Origin of the sequence: Herbaspirillum sp. DW155 (assembly GCF_037076565.1) — a bacterium.
Lineage (GTDB): Bacteria > Pseudomonadota > Gammaproteobacteria > Burkholderiales > Burkholderiaceae_D > Herbaspirillum.
Map to the genome: position 1 here is coordinate 817916 of NZ_AP029028.1, position 17840 is coordinate 835755.

Consider the following 17840-nt stretch of genomic DNA (forward strand, 5'->3'; position numbering starts at 1 on the left):
TTATTTAAGGCTTGTGTCCGCAGCGAGACAATGAGATCTGCGCTTGCGGCAGTGACGCAGCGCGGTATTTCTGGTCCGAAGCGCGCTAGAATAGCGGCATATCGAAAAGGGGCACCGGTCATCCGGTGGATAAACAGCCGATATCTTTCCCGTCCCGTGAGGATGTGTTTATTAGATAATCGGCGCCATCCTCTTCAGGGGCATCAACGAACCGGAACTTGCCGGGCAGTCACACAAGCATCACGCTGGTTGAATCAAATCGAACAACTCAAAGAAGTCAGCAGCATTTCTGTAGTACGTTTTTGTTACGTAACTTTTTGAGGTTCCCGGAACGTCTCCGGCGCGCGTCGTGGTAGCGGCATGTCTTTTGCCACTGACGAAGCGGGCCGATTCGTTCCTGGATGGAACGCGGCGACCCGTTGGTGTGCAACGGCGATCGACTGACGTCCTGCGGCCCGCTGCGCCATGTTGCCAGCACGGGCGCCGCCAGGACGGACCGGCCGCGATACCGAGCAGGCGTTCTTTCCTGCGGGCTCCCAGCGATCGCCCGCGTGGAGGGTGCGCACCCGAGCCAGGTTCTACAATGTCAGCTTCCTTTCATTTCCTGCTGTTGGCCTTTGCCTTGCTGGTTGCCAGCCTTTCGGCCTACGCGGCGCTGGAGGTCTCCGAGCGCATCGTGCTGCAGGAAGCCCAGCATCGGCGGATCTGGCTCTCGGTGGGGGCGGCCGTGTTTGGCGTGGGCGTGTGGGGGGCCATGCTGCTGACGGTGGCCTCGGTGGATGCGCCGATGACCATCGGCTTCGATGCGCGCCTGGTGGTGTTGGCGCTGCTGCTGTGCCTGACCAGCGCCTTTTATCTGATGTATCTGACCGGCATGCGGCGTCCCCATCCGGCCCGCCTGGTCATTGGCGGACTGACCGTGGGGGCGGCCTTCAGTGCGGCTTTCTACATCGCGCTCAAGTCCATGACGCTGGTGCCGCCCCTGCTGTATCACGCGCCTTCGCTGGCCGTGGCGCTGGTGGTGTCGGAAGTGGTGGCGGTGTTCATCGTCACGCTTTTTTCTGCCAGCAACGGGCGCAAGCCCATGGCCGGCTCCCTCAACTCGCAGCAGGCGCGGCGCGTGCTGGCCGCCCTGCTGGTGGGCGCCGGACTGGTCTCGGCGACGGTGGCCGGGCTGCGTGCGCTGCTGATCGACCCGCAGGCACAAAGCATGAGCGCCGGGGGCATCACCCGCGAGCACCTGGTCAATGGCCTGGTGTTCCTGGCCTTCCTTGCCATGGCGCTGGCGCTGGTGGTCAGCGGCGTGCAGCGCAACGAAGTCCTCAAGAAGATCGTCGGTCGCACCAATGACAAGCTCCTGCACTTTGCCACCCATGATGTGCTGACCGGCCTGCCCAATCGCGCCTTGCTGTCGGACCGCATCCAGCATGCGGTGGAGGTGGCACGCCGCAATGGCAAGCCGTTCGCGGTCCTGTTCATGGACCTCGATGGATTCAAGGCCATCAACGATTCACTCGGCCACGCCGTGGGGGACGGTCTGTTGGTAGCAGTGGCGCAACGCATCCGTGCCTGCATCCGTGGCGAGGACATGGTGGCGCGCATCGGTGGCGACGAGTTCGTGGTGGTGATGAGCAACCTGTCTTCGCCCGAGGTGGTGGAACAGCTCGCCGAAAACATCCTGGCTGCGCTGCGCCAGGATTTCCAGGTCGAGGATTCGCCCTTGCGGGTGACTTCCAGCATCGGCATCGCGGTCTATCCCAACAGCGGCGAGTCGGTCGACACCCTGATGAAAAACGCCGATGCCGCCATGTATGAAGCCAAGCAGAGCGGGCGCAATACCTATCGCTTCTTCGAACCGGCCATGCATGCCAGCGCGATGCGCCATCTGCAGGTGCGGCAGGCGCTGCAGCAAGCCATCGACCAAGAGCAGTTCCGCCTGCACTTCCAGCCCAAGTATCGCGGTGGCGGCAAGGAACTGACCGGCCTGGAAGCGCTGCTGCGCTGGCATCATCCTGAGCTGGGCGAGATGGCGCCCGCAGAATTCATCCCCATTGCCGAGCGCTCGGGGCAGATTCTTTACATCGGCGACTGGGTATTGCAGGCTGTCTGCGCACAGATCGGGCGTTGGGATGCGGTCGGCATGAAGCCGGTCAAGGTAGCGCTGAACCTGTCGCCGCTGCAGATGCGCACTGACCTGGTGGAGCGCATCCTGAAGGTGGTCAGCGCGGCCGGCATCGCGCCGCAGCGGCTGATGTTCGAGATCACCGAAACGGCGGCCATGAAGGATGTGGAGCGCACCACGCGGGTGGTGCGTGAACTGCAGTCACTGGGCTTCGACATCGCCATCGACGATTTCGGTACCGGCTATTCCAGCCTGGCCTATCTGGCGCAATTCCACTGCCGGCAGGTCAAGATCGACCGCTTCTTCACCTCGCGCCTGGACCTGGACGATCACTCGGGACGCGCCATCGTGGCCGCCATCATCGCGCTGGCGCACGCGCTGCAGATGGAAGTGGTGGCCGAAGGTGTGGAGACCGAAGGTCAGCTGCGCGAACTGCAGCAGCTGCATTGTGATCAGGTGCAGGGCTTCCTGCTGGGACGGCCGGACGAGGCGCTGAGCGTGCCCGGTCTGGTCGATGCCAGCAATGACGACCTGTTTGCCGCCGGCAACGTGATCAAACGCTGAGCTCGCCGCGCTGTGCGCGGCGCTGGATCACGCGCAGATAGACCAGCAGGCCCACGGCCACCAGACCCAGGCTGAGGCTGTTGGCCAGCCAGAAGCCGGACGGGCCGCGCAAGGCAGGCGGGGTCATGCCCAGCGGGTCCAGTCCCAGCAGATAACCCCCGCCCACGCCGACGCCCCACAGGGTCACTGCGTAGATCACGGTGGGCACTACCGCCACCTTGTAGGCACGCAGCACGAAGGCGGTGGTGACCTGCAGGGAATCGAAGAGCTGGTAGAAGGCGATGTAGAGGAACAGCGGCAGCGCCGCAGCGATGATCACCGGGTCGGGCGTGTAGGCGCGAATGATGTGCTCGCGCAGGAACCAGACCATCACGCCGATCACCATCGAGAGCAATACCGCCAGGCGGATACCGGCCCGGCCGATCTTCTTGGCCTGCGCCATGTTGCCGCCACCGATGGCTTGTGCCACCAGGGTACTGGTGGCGCCGGCAATGGACAGCGGCAGCATGTAGAGCACCGTGCCGACGTTGGCCGTGATCTGGTGGCCCGCCACCGGCACCGCTCCCAGGCGCGCGATGAAGACGGCCATCAGCGTAAATGCGGTGACTTCGATGAAATAGGACATGCCAATCGGAATGCCCAGCCGCAGCAGCGTGCGCTGGCTGCGCCAGGAGGGCGCGACGAAGCCGCTGCCAAAGAGCTTCAGCGGGCGATACAGCGGCAGGCGCGCAACCAGCAGCCACGCGGCGATCATCATCAGCCAGGCGATCAGGGTGGTGGCAATGGCGCAGCCGGGGCCGCCAAAGGCCGGTAGTCCCAGGCCGCCGAAGATGAGCAGCGCGTTCAGGGGGAGCTTCAGCAACAGGCCGCCCAGCTGCAGGGCCATGACCATCTTGGGCCGGGCCAGTGCCGTGTTGAGCGAGGAGTAGACGCGGAAGAGCAGCGTGGCCGGCAGCGCCAGCGCTTCGATGCGCAGATACAGGGTGGCTTTTTCCACCAGCTCCGGCGAGGCCTTGGCCAAGGCCAGGATCAGCGGAGAAAACATCAGCACCAGCGAACCGACCAGCGAGAGCAGCACGGCCAGCCACATGCCCTGCTTGACCTCATGGCCGATCTCGTCCACCCGGCCGGCACCGAAGAGTTGCCCGATGGTCGGTTGCAGGGCTTGCAGCACGCCCGACAAGCCGACGAACACGCTCACGTAGATCGACACCCCCAGCGCCAGTGCGCCCAGGTCCAGCGCAGAAAAACGTGAGACCATGGCAGTATCGATCACGCCGTTGGCGATGATGGCCAGCTGGCCGATCAGCATCGGCCAGGCCAGCCGCGCAATGCGGCCGACGTGATGGCGGGAGCTGTGGACGGGCAGTTCTGTCCTCACGCGCGCAGGCCTCGGATCAGCGGTCGGCACGGCGATACAGCCGGAATCGTTCATCGCGGTCCGAGGGGCGGCGACCTTCCCAGACCATGCGCCAGTTGCCGGGGTATTGACGCAGCATGAGCGAGGCATCCTGATTGCTGATGTCATCCTGCAGCAGCAGGTAGTCGCAGCTCTGGTCGCGTTCGTCGGCAAAGCGCACGTTGCCGAAGTAGGCGAAGGACGCGCGCTGGGCCGGACCGACGTTGGTCTGCACGCACTGCTTGACCGAGCCCAGTTTCGATTCGATCTGTTCGGCTACGCCCGCGTAGCTCTTGCCGTAGTTGACCCAGGGCAGCCACAGCGTCATCAGCAGGACCCAGCACAGGATCACGCCGCCCGAAGACAGCACCACGGCACGCCACAGCACCGAGGGACGACGCGAGATGCGCCAGTGCACGACCACGATCCAGGCGATGGTAGCAGCGACGGCGATGGCCAGCGAGATCCAGGCGAAGCCTGGTTTGAAGCCGGGCGCGAGCTTGTAGGCATTGCGTGCGATCTGGGCAGGCCAGCCGGTTTCCTTGGCGATCCAGCCGATCCAGATGAAGGCGGCCGAGGTGGTCAGGGTCATCACCGAGAACCAGTCCACCGCATTGATGGCACCGCGCTTCATGGTCGGCAGGCCGAAGGCAGCCAGGATCGCCAGCGCCGGCAGCAGCGGCAGCAGCATGCCCTCTTCGCGATGGACGTTGATCAGCAGCAGCAGCGTGATGGGGATCAGGAAGGCCAGCGGCAGCGCGATATGCAGCGAGCCCAGCTGGCGCCGCCAGGCGTACAGTGCCCAGCCCGCAAACGGCCAGGCCGGCCAGGCGAACCAGACGCCGTACTTGCCGAGGAAGGCCAGCGTGGCGAAGGTGGGGCGGTTCAACTGGTAGATGTTCCAGCTCATCCACAGCTCGAACTGGCTGGCGGCCTCGGCTGGAATCAGCTGGTGCAGCGCGACCACCCAGGCGGCGCTGATGAGCAGGGCCAGGGGCAGGGTCAGCAACAGCAACAGGCCCAGTGCACGGAGATCCTTGCGCAGTGCCGCCAGCAGCAGCAGCGCGATCAGCACGCCCACCGGCAGCAGCCAGCCATAGGTCAGCACCAGCATGCCCAGGGCCAGGCCCAGCCAGATACCGTGGCGCCGCTTGCCGCCATCGAACACGCGCGCCGCGCCGAACATGGCGTAGGCCACCAGGGCGATTTGCAGGGTCTTGGGGCTGGTCTCGTGGCTGTGCAGCAGCAGGCCGAGGAAACCGAGATAGATCAGGAAGGCGCCATCGGCCAGGGTGCGGCCGAAATCCTTGGGTTCGGGCTGGCCACCGAAGGCCAGCTTCAACGGCTGCGCCTCGCCACGGCGGCCCAGCAGATAGGTGGTGTACCAGATCGACATTGAGCCGACCAGGAAGCAGCCCACGACCGAGATGCGCGCGGCCAGCGGGTCGCCCAGCAGCCAGCCGAAGAGCTTGATGCAGATCGCCCCGAACCAGTAGGCCAGCGGGCTCTCGGCCGGCAGCGGCAGGCCGGCCACGTTGGGCGTGAGCCAGTCGGCCAGATGGCCGTGCGCCATGGTCCACATGATGCCGAAGCTGGTGGCGTCCTCGTTCTTCCAGGGATCGCGGCCGATCAGGCCGGGCAGGATGTAGAGGAGGGCGAGCGCAAAGAGGACCATGCGCGGAAGCACATTGGTCGCTGCGGCGGGAAGACGGACTGGCTTCATCAAGATCTTGTTGCTCTTGTTCTGTGCTGCGTGGTGAGTGGTACGCCAGCCGGACTGGTCTGCGCGATGCTTGCCGTTGTATTCGGCTTTGGACTTTTTTTGCAGGCCCTATTGTGCAGGAAAACCCGGTAAAAAGTTGTTTCAGTCTGCTACATCGTGGTGCAGGCGCGGCCTGATCGCCACCGAAGATCAAAACAAAAAAGGCAGCCGGAGCTGCCTTTTTTGAGGGAAGTAAGGATTACGCCTTCGAGACAGCAGTCTTCGAACCGACGGAACCGAACTTCTGGCGGAACTTCTCGACGCGGCCAGCGGTGTCGACGATCTTGTGCTTGCCGGTGTAGAACGGGTGCGATTCGGAGGACACTTCGATCTTCACCAGGGGATATTGCTTGCCTTCGAACTCGGCGGTTTCGCGGGTGCCGATGGTCGAGCGGGTGACGAACTTGAAGTCGTTCGACATGTCGTGGAACAGGACTTCGCGGTAATCCGGGTGGATGCCTTCTTTCATGATTGCCTCAAGAGTAGTTTGGTAGCCAATCGCCACTTCGTCGGTCGCCTTGCTTCTTGACCCGATTGATGATCACTTGCCGGTTTGGAAAAGTCCGAAATTATACAGTGATATCAGGGGCTTGGGTCAAGGCGGCCCCGCCGGCTTCCCCTGGCGACGTGGTTTTTCAGTTGAAAATACGTGCTTATTGTTGCTGCACGGTCAATAAAAAACGGCATGCCCGGGAAGGGGCATGCCGTCTTTGGACCACCGAACGGTGCCTGGTGCTTAGTTGCCGCGACGCATCATGTCGAAGAATTCGGCGTTGTTCTTGGTGGACTTCATCTTGTCGAGGATGAATTCCATCGCTTCGATTTCATCCATGTCGTACATGAGCTTGCGCAGCACCCAGATCTTTTGCAGCTGGTCCGGCTTGATCAACAGCTCTTCGCGGCGGGTGCCGGACTTGGAGAGGTTGATGGCGGGGTAGACGCGCTTCTCGGCCAGGCGGCGTTCCAGGTGCACTTCCATGTTGCCGGTGCCCTTGAATTCTTCGTAGATCACGTCATCCATGCGCGAACCGGTTTCGATCAGGGCGGTGGCGATGATGGTCAGCGAGCCGCCTTCTTCGACGTTACGTGCCGCGCCGAAGAAACGCTTCGGACGTTGCAGCGCGTTGGCATCCACACCGCCGGTCAGCACCTTGCCCGAGGCCGGGATCACGGTGTTGTAGGCGCGTGCCAGGCGGGTGATCGAGTCCAGCAGGATGACCACATCCTTCTTCATTTCCACCAGGCGCTTGGCCTTTTCCAGCACCATTTCGGCGACCTGCACGTGACGCGTAGCCGGCTCGTCGAAAGTGGAGGCGACCACTTCGCCGCGCACCGAGCGCTGCATTTCGGTCACTTCTTCCGGACGTTCGTCGATGAGCAGCACGATCATCACGGTATCCGGATGATTGGTGGTGATGGCGTGGGCGATGTGTTGCAGCATCACCGACTTGCCCGACTTGGGCGAGGCCACCAGCAGGCCGCGCTGGCCGCGACCGACCGGGGCGATCAGGTCGATGATGCGGCCGGTGATGTTTTCCTCGCCGCGCATGTCGCGCTCAAGCTGCAAGAGCTTGTTGGGATGCAGCGGCGTGAGGTTTTCAAACAGGATGCGGTGCTTGGAGGCTTCCGGCGGTTCGCCGTTGACCTTGTCGACCTTGACCAGGGCGAAATAGCGCTCGCCATCCTTGGGCGTGCGCACTTCACCTTCGATGGAGTCGCCGGTGTGCAGGTTGAAACGGCGGATCTGCGAAGGCGAGATGTAAATGTCGTCGGTGGACGCCATGTAGCTGGCGTCGGGCGAGCGCAGGAAGCCGAAGCCGTCAGGCAACACTTCGAGGGCGCCATCGCCAAAAATCTGTTCTCCTGATTTTGCGCGCTTCTTCAGGATGGCAAACATCAGCTCCTGTTTGCGCAGGCGCGCAGCATTCTCGATGTCCAGGCTGATTGCCATTTCCAGCAAGGCAGAGACGTGCATCGCTTTTAGTTCTGATAAGTGCATATGAGTGTCCCGGGACGGGATAAGTAAAGGTGGGGGAGGGAATTGCGTGGTGTGGATCTAGGATAAACCCGGCATCGTGTACCGGGCGGACGGCAGCGCGAGCGCGCCGCCGTCGGATGTTACATCAGAATCAGATGTTGCTGTCGATGAACGAGACCAGCTGGCCCTTGGCCAGTGCGCCGACCTTCTGGGCAGCGGCTGCGCCGTTCTTGAACAGGATCAGGGTGGGGATGCCGCGGATGCCGAACTTGGCCGGGATGGCCTGGTTGGAATCCACGTCCAGCTTGGCGATCTGCAGCTTGCCGTCGTATTCCTTGGCGACTTCTTCCAGGATCGGGGCGATGGCCTTGCAGGGACCGCACCATTCGGCCCAGAAATCAACCAGCACTGGCTTGTCGGACTTCAGCACATCGGCGTCGAAGGAGGCGTCGGTAATATGTTTGATATGTTCGCTCATGGCATTTCCTCGGTATGAGGCAGTGGTGTAATTAGTCAATCAGCGCCGGTGACACATACCATCAGGCCTGGCGTGAGCCATCAACGCTTCCGGAGTTGCTAGGTCTACGTGGAGTCGTTGCGCGCCGATTCAAGTTGTTTTGAAGCGCGGCAGAGGTAAGCGGCGGGGTACAGGGGCAATCATAACCCATTTTGAAGGAAAGTGTAGACGCGCGGACCGGGGCTTGTTGTCGGCTGTCATCATCGCCGCCGGTCCGGCTGCAGCCAAGCACCGGCGCGGCTTTGCCCGCTGCGGCAGAGGTCCGCAGCAGGGCGCGGCAGGGGCCGGCTGGCTTACAATGCGCAGCAGTTGCGGCCGCTGCATGATTGAAAAAATCTTTCCAGGCAAGAGAAAAATACAATCGCGGCCGGCGCCGGCCCGTCAGTTTTCTGACCTCTTCGCGCCATCCGCGCTATCCTCAACCGCCATTCAACCGCCATCATTGAACCCTGAGAACGCATGCTGCTTGCTACCGTCCCCATCCCGCCCAGTCCTGATTTCTGGCAACAGGCCGTGCGCGCGCTGCTGCGCGAGGGCCAGCCGCTGGGCCAGGCCCTGCAGGCACAACAGGACGGCGCGCTGGATTTCTCGGGCGTGCAATTGATGGTGCCGGCGTTTTCGCACGCGCAGAACTTCAAGGCCGCGCTGTCGCGCGAGCTGCGCCGTCCCTACATCGCACCGCGCATCAATACGCTCTCGGGCCTGTTGGCGATGCAGCCACCGGGCCAGAGCGCGCCGCCCTCCGAGAGTGAACGGCTCATGCAGCTCTATGCGCAATTGCGCGAGCATGGCTGGCTCAAGAAAATGTTTTCCGCCCGCCGCAATGCTGACCTGCTGCCGCTGGCGCAGACGCTGCTGGCGCTGTCCGATGAACTGACGCTGGCATTGCTGCCCGAGATCCGCGCCAATGCGAATGGCGATGAGGCCGCGGTCGGCCGCTGGACCCAGGCCCTGGCGCAACTGCTGGAACCACTCGCCCCCTCGGCGCACGGCATGCTGTCCGATGAAGCGGCGCTGGTATGGCAGGTCTGGAAGACCCAGCTCGATGCGCATGACCGCATCGTGCAGCGCTTCGACGCCATGCTGGCCCTGGCAGACCAGGCCAGCCTGCCGCTGGTGTGGGTCAGCCCGACCGAACCGGAACCGCTGGATGCGGCTTTTCTGGCCGCCTACGCACAGCGCCAGCCGGTGCGTATCGTTACGCTGGACTGGAGCCGTGCCGCCATCGCGCCGCTGCATCCGCTCTATCTGTCGGCGTGGGAAGAACTGGTACGCGAGGACGACGGTATTGCGCCCACCCCTGAGGAGCTCGCCTCAGCAGCCGGGGAAGCCATCGCCCTCCCGCTGCTGTGCCCGGCCGGCGACCTGGAAAACGCCGCCGTGCAAAGCGCGCAGATCGTGCTGCGCTGGCTGCAGCAGGGCAAGACCGACATCGCCATCGTGGCCCAGGATCGCGTCACCGCGCGCCGCCTGCGCGCCCTGCTGGAACGCGCCGAAGTGGCCGTGGCCGACGAGACCGGCTGGAAGCTGTCCACCACCCGCGCCGCCGCTGCACTGGCGGCCTGGAACGATCTGGTGTCGGCCCGTGGCGAAACCAATGCATTGCTGGATCTGCTGAAGTCGCCCTTCGTCTTCCCTGATGACGCGCATCGCATCGATCGCGTCATGCGCATCGAAGCGCGCCTGCGCCGTACCAATATCGCCGGCGACTGGCAGGCGCTGCAGTCGGCTTTCGCCGAAGCCGGGCAGGCCGACGATCTGGCCTGCATCATCACCCTGGCCAAGCAGGCGGCCCGCTTCGGCGGACGCAAGACCCTGGCGCAATGGTGCGAGACCCAACGCGGCCTGTGCCAGGCCCTGGGCATGGAAGCCGCGCTGCGCGCCGATGGCGCGGGCACCCAGTGCCTGTTGATGCTCGATGAGATCGCCGCCGAACAGGATGGACTGGCCGATACGTTTTCCTTCGCCGAATGGCGCGCGCTGCTCAATCTGCGTCTGGACGCCACTTCCTTCATGCCGCCCATCAAGGACAGGCGCGTCGTGATGTTGCCCCTGAACGGCGCGCGCCTGCGGCGTTTCGAGGCGGTGCTGGTGATCGGTGCCGATGCGGCGCATCTGCCTTCACCTCCGCAGGAAACCCTGTTCTTCTCCAATGCCGTGCGTCGCGAACTGAACCTGGCCACGCGCGCCACGCGCCAGCGCCAGCAGTTGCGCGACCTCACCGAATTGCTGTGCGTGAATCCGGAAGTGGTGCTGTGCTGGCAGACCCATCAGGACGGCGAACCCAATCCGCTCAGCCCCTGGATCGAACGTCTGGAACTGAAACTGGCGCAGCAGGGCGCAGCGCCCCTGCGTCGCATCGAACTGCCGCCGCCGGTGAAGCAGTTGCGCGCGCTGCCCTCGTTCATGCCTGCGCCCAGTGCGCCGGAGCTGTTGCCGCCCACGTTGTCGGCCAGCGGTTTCGGCAGCTTCCTCGCGTGCCCGTATCAGTTCTTTGCCCAGCGCATGCTGCGCGTGGCCGTCATGGACGAGCTTTCGGACATGCCCGAGAAACGCGACTACGGCAGCTGGCTGCACGAAATTCTTTACAGATATCACGCCCACCTGCGCGACAACGAGACCCCGCTGCCGGCCCGCGCGCCGCTGCTGGCGCGGCTTTCCGACGAGGTGTTCGAGCGCGAGATGCAGCGCCATCCCGCCGCGCTGGCCTTCCATGCGCGCTGGCAGAAGGTGATGCCGGCCTACCTGTTGTGGGCCAATGAACGCGAAGCCGAGGGCTGGCAATTTGCCTTCGGTGAACAATCGCAGTCCCATGCATTGCGCTGGGAAGATGGCGGCATCGAGCTGTATGGGCGACTCGATCGTGTCGATCGCAATGACCAGGGCGAGCGCGCCGTACTGGACTACAAGACCCGCACGGCCGCCAGCCTCAGGCAAAAGGTCAAGGAAGACGACGACCATCAGCTGGCCTTCTACGGCCTGTTGGCCGGTGGCAGCGTGGACCACGCCCACTACGTCGCCCTCGAACTGGGCGCCGACAAGAAAACCGGCGACGTCGCCGCTCCCGATTTCGTACGCAGACAGAAGATGCTCCAGCAACAGATCACCACCACCATGCAGGCCGTGGCCCACGGCGCAGCCCTGCCGGCCAATGGCATCGAATCGGTCTGCCAGTATTGCGAGATGCGCGGCCTGTGCCGCAAGGGAGCCTGGCTGTGAGCGCCGCCGACAAGCAACCGGCGGCCTACGAGGTCAATGGCGAGGCGGTCGAGGCCGCCGTCTTCACGCGCGCAGCCTGCGACCCGCGCCATTCGGTGGTGGTCGAAGCCTGCGCCGGCAGCGGCAAGACCTGGCTGCTGGTGGCGCGCATGTTGCGCCTGTTGCTGGCGGGCGCGCAGGCCCCGGAACTGCTGGCCATCACCTTCACCCGCAAGGCCGCGCAGGAAATGCGCGAACGCCTGCTCGAATTGCTGCACGAACTGGCCCTGGCCAATGATGCCGACGCCGCCACGCTGTTGCGCGAACGCGGCGTGGCCGAGGCTGACCTGCCCCGGCTGTTGCCACTGGCGCGCGGGCTGTATGAACGCATCCTCTCCTCCGAGCAGAGCCTGTCCATCGATACCTTCCACAGCTGGTTCGCACGCCTGCTGCAGATCGCGCCGCTGGCCTCGGGCGTGCCGCACGGTTATACCCTGACGGAAAAAAACGGCGAGCTGCTCGATGAAGCCTATCGCCGCTTCATGCAGAAACTGGCCGATCCCGATGGCGCGCCCATCAAGGCGGCCTTGCTGGAACTCTACGAACTGGCGGGCGACTTCAATGCACGCCAGTTGCTGGATGCCTTCATCGACAAGCGCGCTGAATGGTGGGCGGCCACGCAGGATGATGAAGAGGAGGGCGATCAGCAAAGCGTCATCTCATCCCCCTTGCGCTGGCTGGAAGACCTGTGCGGCGCCGATGCGCAGCGCGATGCGCGCCTGTCGCTGTGGGACAATCCCACGCTGGTAGCGCGCACGAGCCAGATCGCGATCCTGCTGGGGCAGGGTGGTAGCGCTAACAAGACGCGCGCGGTGGCCATCGAATCCGCCTTGACGGCCGGCCCCGCGCTGGACAATTTCGATGCGCTCTACAACCAGTTCTTCGATGACAAGGACAAGCCGCGCAAGAACGGCAAGGTCAAGTCGCTGCTGGCCGCACTGGTGCAGCACTTCGGCAGCGGCGAGGAAGCTGCGTTGACGGCCTTTGAGGAAGAGTTCAATGCCATCGGCAACGCACTGCGCAAGCTGCAGGGCCGCAGCAAGGAAAAGGCCGTGCTGCAACTCAACCGCGCCCTCTTCACCGCCGGCCGCGCCTACCTCGCCAGCTATCAGGAAGTGAAAGCCGAACAGCGCGTGCTGGACTTCGCCGACCTCGAATGGCAGGCCTACCGCCTGCTGAGCAACGAAGCCAGTGCCGCCTACCTGCAGACCCGTCTGGATGCGCGCTACAAGCACATCCTGCTGGATGAATTCCAGGACACCAATCCGCTGCAATGGTGCATCGTGCGCTGCTGGCTCGATGCCTATGGTGGCGATGCGGCCCAGCCCAGCGTGTTCGTGGTGGGCGATCCCAAGCAGTCGATCTATCGTTTCCGTCGCGCCGAACCGCGCGTGTTCGTAGCGGCGCGCGAGATGCTGCGGGCGCAAGGCGCGGCCATCCTGCGCGCCAACCAGACCCGCCGCAATGCGACGGCGGTGGTCACGGTGCTCAATCGTTCATTCGTCAAGGGAGGCAATCCGCTGTTCGCCGAACAGACCACGCTCGGCCTTGCTGGGGGCGAGGTCTGGCGCCTGCCGCTGGCGCGGCAAGATGATGGTGCAGAAAACGTCACCCCGCCTGAAACCACCGAAGAACCGGCCTCTGCCGAGGCCGCCGACGACCAGCAGGACGTCATCCCCTGGCGCAATCCGCTGACCACGCCGCGCGGCGAGGAAGACGATGCGCGCCGCCTGCTGGAAGGGCAGGCGCTGGCGCAGGCGCTGTTGAAGGCGTATCGGGAAGTGCCGGTCATCGAGGGCCGGGGCACGCGCGCCATGCGCTGGGGCGACATCATGCTGCTGGTGCGCAAGCGCACCCATCTGGCCGCCTATGAGAGCGCCTTGCGCGCGGCCGGCATTCCCTTCATTTCCGACAAGCGCGGCGGCCTGCTCGAATCGCTGGAGATTGCCGACCTGATCGCGCTGCTGACTTTTCTCATCACGCCCAACGATACGCGTGCGCTGGCCCACGTCCTCAAGAGTCCCATCATCGGGGCCGCCGATGATGACCTGGTGCAGATCGCGCGCCGCGTGGCACAGGCCGAGGGCGGCCACTGGTGGCAACACCTGCAGGCCATGCAGCAGGAGGGCGCGGGTTCGGCCGCGCTGGTGCGCGCAGTCACGCTGTTGCAGCGCTGGCTGGCGGCCGCGCCGCACCTGCCGGTGCATGACCTGCTGGACATGATCCTGCATCAGGGCGAACTGGTGGCGCGCTATGCCCAGCATGCCTCGCCGCTCACGCGCAGCCAGACCCTGGGCAATATCGCGGCCTTCGTCGAGCTGTCCCTGAACATGGATGCGGGCCGCTATCCCAGCCTGCCCAAGTTCATCGATGCGCTGCGCGTGCTGCAGCGTAGCTCCGGCGGCGATGCGCCCGATGAAGCCAGCGTGGACGCCAGCGCCGACGCCGTGCGCATCCTCACCGTGCACAGCGCCAAGGGGCTGGAGGCGCCGGTGGTGGCGATCCTCGATGCCAATCACAGCGATTCGGTCGAAGACAACCTCGGCATCCTCTGCGCCTGGCCGCAGGACCAGGATGCGCCGACCCATTTCTCCGCCTTCGGCCGCCGCAGCGAACGCGGCTGCGCGCGCGACGCGCTGTTCGAGGAAGAGGAGATCCTGAAGGCGCAGGAGGACTGGAACCTGCTCTATGTCGCCATCACACGTGCCAAGCAATTGCTGCTGGTGTCGGGCGTAGCCGGCACGCGCGGTGCGGACGCGGATGGGGTGGTGGAGGGCAGCTGGTACCAGCGCCTCTTCGCCAGCGATGCGCCGGTCCGCGAGATCAGCGAGGAAGCGGTCCACGGCGCGGATGCGGCGCTGGTCGAGGAACAGTTCCCGCTGGCACTGTTCGATCCCAGGCCGGTGCCGATGTCTCTGTTCGGTCCAACGCAGGACGATGAGGATGCGCTGCCCGAGGTCGATGTCGATGGCACCCTGGTCAGCACCGAAGCCATTGATGAAGGCGTGGCCCTGCATGCGTTGCTGGAACGTCTCACGCATGGCAACGCATGGCCGCTGCACTTGCCGTCACCCTCTGCACTGGTGCGCTGGCTGGGCATTTCCGCGGAGATGGCGCAGGTGGTGCATGCGCAGGCCCGCGAGGTGCTGGCCCAGCCGCAGCTGGAACGCTTCTTCAATCCGGCACTGCATCGCTGGGCGCGCAACGAGATGGAAATCGTCGCGCCCTCGGGAGTGTTGCGGCTGGACCGTGTGGTCATGTTCGACGATGAAGTCTGGGTGCTCGATTACAAGCGCCGCCTGCTCGACAGCGAACGCGCCGATTACGCGGCCCAGCTGGCGCGCTATCGCAGTGCGCTCGTGTCGGTCTTTTCTGACAAACGAATCAGGTCTGCGCTGATTACGGCTGACGGCATCCTGACGGAGCATTGAGGCTCCCCCAACTACCATCGTCTTCTCCATGCGCTTCGGACAGATTCCAGAAATTCAATAAACATCAAATCAGGAAGTTAACATTTCCGTTGTAAGTAAAAAAAAGATCATCGCGTAGAGCAAGAGTGATATCTTCTGTGCTCCGAGTTTCTTGATGGCAGATTTTTCCTTAGAAAATCTTCACCAGAAAACCGGGCCTGTTCTGGTCGGGCAATCCGTGCACCCCATGTGCGTTAGGCTGCCCGCACTCACGCGATCCGCACCGCGCATGCCGTATTACGCCATGCGATTGCGGTTCAACACCTAATCGTTACAGGAGGAGATATGGAGTGGGCTCTTCCGTCGTTCACCCTCGCACAGACGCTGCAATGGAATGCCCTGCTGGTATTCGGCGGCCTGCTGCTCTTCGGGCTGATCGCGGGCTACGTTGTTTCCAAGTCCCCTTGGGTGCCACGCATCACGGGGTATCTGCTGGTCGGTTTCCTGCTGGGCACGGGTGGCTTCAATCTGCTTTCCGGTGAAGTCCTCAAGGTCACCAACATCTTCGCTGACATTGCCGTAGCGCTGGTGGTCTATCAGTTGGGCCGCTATGTGGACATCGGCTGGCTGCGCCGCGAAAAATGGCTGATGATCACCGTGGGCGTGTCGGCCGTGCTGTGTTTCGGTTTCGTCAGTGTCGCATTGAGCTGGTTCGGTACCGATTCGGTGATGGCGCTGCTGGGTGGCGTGATGGCCATCGCGACCGCCCCGGCCGTGGTGCTGGTGGTGCTGCGCGACCTCAAGGCCGAAGGCCAGGTCACGCGCCGTCTGGCTGCCATGACGGCACTCAACAATTTCGTCGCCGTGCTGGCCGCTTATGCACTCTTGCCGGTCATCGCGCATGAGGCAGGTACGCCCGTCTGGACGCTGATCCAGCACACGCTGTATTCGCTGGTCGGCTCGGCCATTCTGGCCTATCTGACCTATTGGCTGATGATGCCGCTGGCGCGCCTGCTGGGCCGTGAGAGCAGTTCGCAATTCGTGCTGGTGATCTCGGTGATCGCACTGGCCATCGGCGTGGCGCATGCGCTGCATCTGCCGGTGATGCTGTCCATGCTGATCTTCGCCATTCTCTCCAAGAACCTGGATCGCCAGTTCGATCTGATGGAGCTGGAGTTCGGCGTGGCCAATGAATTGTTCATCGTGATGCTCTTCGTCACGGTGGGTGCGTCGATGAAGCTGTCGGACCTGAGCCTGCTCGGTTTCTCGGTCTTGATCCTGATCGCGGCGCGCTTTCTGGCCATGGGGCTGGGCATCTTCCTGTTTGCCCGCTTTGCGCGCATGAACTGGCGTCAGGCCGGCCTGCTTACGCTGGGCACCCTGCCCATGACCGAGGTCGGCGTGGGGCTGATGCAAACGGTTTCGTCGCTGTACCCGCACACCACGGCCAATGTCTTGCCGCTGCTGGCGGGCAGCATGGTGGTCCTGGAATTCCTGGGGCCGGTGGCAACCCAGTTTGCCTTGATCAAATCTGGAGAGAGTGGACGCGAATGACTACCGAGACACTGATCCGCAACGAACATGACGCCCCCGCCAGCCAGGCCCACGTGGCCGGCCCGCAGGGCAGCGCCGGCATTTTGCCGTTCGGTTCTTCCACGCCCTTTACCATGGGCATCGAGCTGGAACTGCAACTGGTCAATCGCCGCAACTACAACCTGGCCAGTGATGCGGTGGACCTGCTGAACTGGATCGAGCCGCGCGACCTGAAAAAGCAGATCAAGCTGGAAATGACGCAGGGCATGATCGAGCTGAACTCCGGCATCCATACCCGCGTCGATGAACTGATCGAGGAACTGAAGGGCTTGCGCGCGGCCCTGAACAAGGGCGCGCAGTATCTCAACATCGACGTCTCCGGCGGCGGTGCGCATCCCTTCCAGCACTGGAACGAGCAGCGCATCACGCCCAGCGAGCGCTTCCATTACCTGCACGAGAAATACGGCTACCTGGCCAAGACCTTCACCGTCTTCGGTCAGCACATCCACATCGGCGTGGAGAATGGCGATGATGCGCTGTATCTCACGCACGGCTTCTCGCGCTACGTGCCGCACTTCATTGCGCTGTCGGCGGCGTCGCCGTTCTATCAGGGCGCCGATACCCGATTCGAGTCCTCGCGCAGCAATGTGGTACGCGCTTTTCCGCTCTCGGGCACGGCACCGGTGCATACCACCTGGGCCGAGTTCGAGACGTATTACGATGAATTGCATCAGATGGGCATCATCGCCAGCATGAAGGATTTCTATTGGGATATCCGCCCCAAGCCCGAGTATGGCACCGTCGAAATCCGCGTCTGCGATACGCCGCTGACCATCGAGCATGCCGCGCACCTGGGTGCCTATGCACAACTGCTGGCGCGCTGGATACTGACCGAGCGGCCCTTCGTGGTGGGCGACGATTTCTATCTGCTGTATCAGTTCAATCGTTTCGAGGCCAGCCGCTTCGGGCTCAATGGTCAGCTGGCGCTGCATGGTGCCACGCCGTCGCAATCGCGCAAGCTGCCCATCTATGAGCATCTGCTGCAGCAGTTGCAGTTGCTGGAGCCTTACGTGGCCAATGAAGCGGAACAGCAGACCATCACGCGCCTGCGGCGCATTGCGCATGATCGCTTGTCCGATGCGGGCTGGTTGCGGCAGATGTTTGCGCAGCGTGGTTCGCTCAATGACATGATGCGGCTGTCGTCGGAATTGTGGATGGGTGTGGAGCCGCCGCCTTATTTTCAATAAATGATATAAATCATTTACGGTTTTTGTAGTAAAGTTGAGGCACCTGGCAT

The 17840-nt window shown here is 63.4% G+C and carries 10 protein-coding genes; 5 read left to right on the forward strand and 5 right to left on the reverse strand.

The genetic code is table 11. The features are described 5' to 3' along the window. Positions 1 to 583 precede the first annotated feature (583 nt). On the forward strand, positions 584 to 2686 hold the full coding sequence (locus AACH55_RS03730) for an EAL domain-containing protein (protein ID WP_338718077.1): 2103 nt from the start codon (positions 584 to 586) through the stop codon (positions 2684 to 2686). Here AACH55_RS03730 and AACH55_RS03735 read toward each other — a convergent pair. The 5 genes from AACH55_RS03735 to trxA all read right to left on the reverse strand — a co-directional run bounded on the left by AACH55_RS03735 (position 2676) and on the right by trxA (position 8303). Then, complete coding sequence (locus tag AACH55_RS03735; protein WP_338718078.1) at positions 2676 to 4067, reverse strand: MATE family efflux transporter; 1392 nt, start codon at positions 4065 to 4067, stop codon at positions 2676 to 2678. The genes AACH55_RS03730 and AACH55_RS03735 overlap by 11 nt on opposite strands. 16 nt (positions 4068 to 4083) lie before the next feature. Continuing rightward, entirely contained in the window at positions 4084 to 5808 is a 1725-nt protein-coding gene (locus tag AACH55_RS03740) for a glycosyltransferase (protein ID WP_338718079.1), read from the reverse strand. 238 nt (positions 5809 to 6046) lie between these two features. Further along, a complete protein-coding gene (locus AACH55_RS03745) occupies positions 6047 to 6316 on the reverse strand; it encodes a type B 50S ribosomal protein L31 (protein WP_017451417.1) in 270 nt (89 codons plus the stop codon). 267 nt (positions 6317 to 6583) lie between these two features. After that, the gene (gene rho, locus AACH55_RS03750; protein WP_008325783.1) at positions 6584 to 7846 is read right to left on the reverse strand and encodes a transcription termination factor Rho; all 1263 of its coding nucleotides are present in this window, start codon (positions 7844 to 7846) and stop codon (positions 6584 to 6586) included. Positions 7847 to 7976: 130 nt separating this feature from the next. Continuing rightward, on the reverse strand, positions 7977 to 8303 hold the full coding sequence (trxA, locus tag AACH55_RS03755; protein WP_338718081.1) for a thioredoxin TrxA: 327 nt from the start codon (positions 8301 to 8303) through the stop codon (positions 7977 to 7979). 498 nt (positions 8304 to 8801) lie between these two features. On the opposite strand from trxA, the gene AACH55_RS03760 reads away from it, so the two are divergent. The 4 genes from AACH55_RS03760 (at position 8802) to AACH55_RS03775 (ending at position 17790) form a co-directional block, all read left to right on the forward strand. After that, positions 8802 to 11561: a PD-(D/E)XK nuclease family protein gene (locus AACH55_RS03760; protein ID WP_338718082.1), complete on the forward strand. Its 2760-nt coding sequence runs from the start codon at positions 8802 to 8804 to the stop codon at positions 11559 to 11561. Continuing rightward, complete coding sequence (locus AACH55_RS03765; RefSeq protein ID WP_338718083.1) at positions 11558 to 15031, forward strand: UvrD-helicase domain-containing protein; 3474 nt, start codon at positions 11558 to 11560, stop codon at positions 15029 to 15031. The genes AACH55_RS03760 and AACH55_RS03765 overlap by 4 nt, the downstream gene beginning before the upstream one ends. A 324-nt stretch (positions 15032 to 15355) precedes the next feature. Next, the gene (locus AACH55_RS03770; protein ID WP_338718084.1) at positions 15356 to 16564 is read left to right on the forward strand and encodes a cation:proton antiporter; all 1209 of its coding nucleotides are present in this window, start codon (positions 15356 to 15358) and stop codon (positions 16562 to 16564) included. Continuing rightward, positions 16561 to 17790: a YbdK family carboxylate-amine ligase gene (locus AACH55_RS03775; RefSeq protein ID WP_338718086.1), complete on the forward strand. Its 1230-nt coding sequence runs from the start codon at positions 16561 to 16563 to the stop codon at positions 17788 to 17790. Before AACH55_RS03770 ends, AACH55_RS03775 begins: the two co-directional genes overlap by 4 nt. Positions 17791 to 17840 lie beyond the last annotated feature (50 nt).

Bases quoted from the DNA above. Each gene is read 5' to 3' on its own strand.
- AACH55_RS03775 (WP_338718086.1), top strand. From the start codon at position 16,561: ATGACTACCGAGACACTGATCCGCAACGAACATGACGCCCCCGCCAGC.
- AACH55_RS03745 (WP_017451417.1), bottom strand. From the start codon at position 6,316: ATGAAAGAAGGCATCCACCCGGATTACCGCGAAGTCCTGTTCCACGAC.
- AACH55_RS03740 (WP_338718079.1), bottom strand. From the start codon at position 5,808: ATGAAGCCAGTCCGTCTTCCCGCCGCAGCGACCAATGTGCTTCCGCGC.
- trxA (WP_338718081.1), bottom strand. From the start codon at position 8,303: ATGAGCGAACATATCAAACATATTACCGACGCCTCCTTCGACGCCGAT.
- rho (WP_008325783.1), bottom strand. From the start codon at position 7,846: ATGCACTTATCAGAACTAAAAGCGATGCACGTCTCTGCCTTGCTGGAA.
- AACH55_RS03730 (WP_338718077.1), top strand. From the start codon at position 584: ATGTCAGCTTCCTTTCATTTCCTGCTGTTGGCCTTTGCCTTGCTGGTT.
- AACH55_RS03760 (WP_338718082.1), top strand. From the start codon at position 8,802: ATGCTGCTTGCTACCGTCCCCATCCCGCCCAGTCCTGATTTCTGGCAA.
- AACH55_RS03770 (WP_338718084.1), top strand. From the start codon at position 15,356: ATGGAGTGGGCTCTTCCGTCGTTCACCCTCGCACAGACGCTGCAATGG.